The 1,667-nt window shown below is 60.2% G+C and carries 2 protein-coding genes; both read left to right on the plus strand.

Annotation, left to right across the window (positions count from 1 at the left end):
* A partial coding sequence (locus AC1DT3_RS20315) for an acyl-CoA dehydrogenase family protein (protein WP_477467016.1) occupies positions 1 to 570 on the plus strand: 570 nt, incomplete at its 5' end.
* Between the two features lie 76 nt (positions 571 to 646).
* A complete protein-coding gene (locus tag AC1DT3_RS20320; protein ID WP_477467017.1) occupies positions 647 to 1,420 on the plus strand; it encodes an enoyl-CoA hydratase/isomerase family protein in 774 nt (257 codons plus the stop codon).
* Positions 1,421 to 1,667: the final 247 nt, after the last annotated feature.

Genomic DNA, 1,667 nt, shown 5'->3' on the forward strand with positions numbered 1-1,667 from the left:
GTCATCATCCTCGACGAGCGCGAGGCGAGAGTACTCCGGTTGGACCGGCAAGACACCGTGCCGCTCGATCCCTTCTTTGCTTACCCGATGGCACGCCTTGCTGATCCCGCCGCATGCCTTTCCCGCTCCGAGCCACTGGAGGACGCAGAATTGGTGCGGCGGTTGCTGTTGGTGGCCATCGCCTGCGAGTTGAGCGGCGTGCTTCGCGGCGCATTGTTCAGCGTGACCGAACACGTGACGATGCGCCGGCAGTTCGGACGTCCGATCGGCTCGTTCCAGGCCGTCCAGCACAGGCTGGCAATGTGTGCCAGCACCATCGAGGCGGGCAGATGGCTTGCTCGAAGAGCGGCTGGTGTCGGCGACATGGAATCCGCGCTGATCGCCGTAGGGTACCTACAGGATAACACGCCGAGAATTGTCTATGATCTACATCAGTTCATGGGTGCCATGGGGTTGACGCTGGAGCACCCGCTCTATCGATGGACCTACCGGGCGCGCCTGCTTGTTTCCGACCTAGGTGGGGCTTCCCGACAGCTGCGAGATGCGGCATCGGTTGTTTGGCCCGAATGATCGCAGAGCCCTGCCCCCAAGATCGGCAAGCGGAGGAAAGCCCATGACGTCGAACTGGCAAGAAAAATACAGTTCAATGCTCTTCTCCCGACGCGGGCGCATCCTGACAATCACGCTCAATAACCCCGACTCCTTGAACTCCGTCGGAAAACAGATGCATGATGAGCTTGGTCAGGTGTTCATCGACGTGGCCGGCGACGAAGACAGCGATGTCATCATACTGACGGGGTCGGGACGCGCATTTTCCGCCGGCGGCGACATCGTCCACATGCAGTCGATCGTCGACAACCCGCAACAGTTTATCCACGAAGCCGACGTCGCCAAGCGCATCGTCTTCTCTCTCCTCGATCTCGAGAAACCCATCATCGCCAAGATCAATGGCCACGCCGTCGGTCTGGGTGCCACCTTGGCGTTGCTCTGCGATGTTTCGTTCATGTCGACCAGCGCCAAGATCGGCGACCCTCACGTGGCGATCGGATTGGTCGCTGGCGACGGCGGCGCTGTGATCTGGCCGCAACTGATTGGCTTCTCACGTGCCAAGGAATATTTGATGACAGGCGATCTCATCGACGCCGAGCGAGCTGCGGCCATGGGCCTGGTGAACCACACGGTCGACGCCGACAAAATCGACGAGACGGTCGACGCCTTCTGCGATCGACTCGCCGCCGGTTCGACTCAAGCGATCCGTTGGACAAAGAGTGTCGTCAACATCGAGCTGAAACGGATCGCCAGCGCCCTCATGCATGCCGGCATCGCGTATGAGACGGTATCGGCGCACTCTCCCGATCACGCAAATGCGGTCGCCGCCTTCAAAGACAAGCGCCGCCCCGTTTTCAACGCAAAGAAGTGACGTCTTTGGAGTGGCGGCTCGACAAGTGTCATTGGTCCGTTCAAGGACATGACTTCGACGCTTCGCAGAGCCCGAAAGGATCGCGACGTCATCAGCGAACAGCGACATCCGAACGGACAGCGCTCCGTCGTGATCGCAACCATCCGAGACGATCCGAATGGGAAACGTGAAGTAGCTCTCTCCGGCTCTCTCCGACCTCTGTATCCGTCATGCCAGCCGACGATGCGACGGGTCCGGGGAATGAAGC

Source organism: Microvirga sp. P4_G7 (genome assembly GCF_056401005.1).

What these genes read in the sequence shown, in the direction of transcription:
- AC1DT3_RS20320 (WP_477467017.1), top strand. Translation starts at nt 647, where the DNA reads ATGCTCTTCTCCCGACGCGGGCGCATCCTGACAATCACGCTCAATAAC.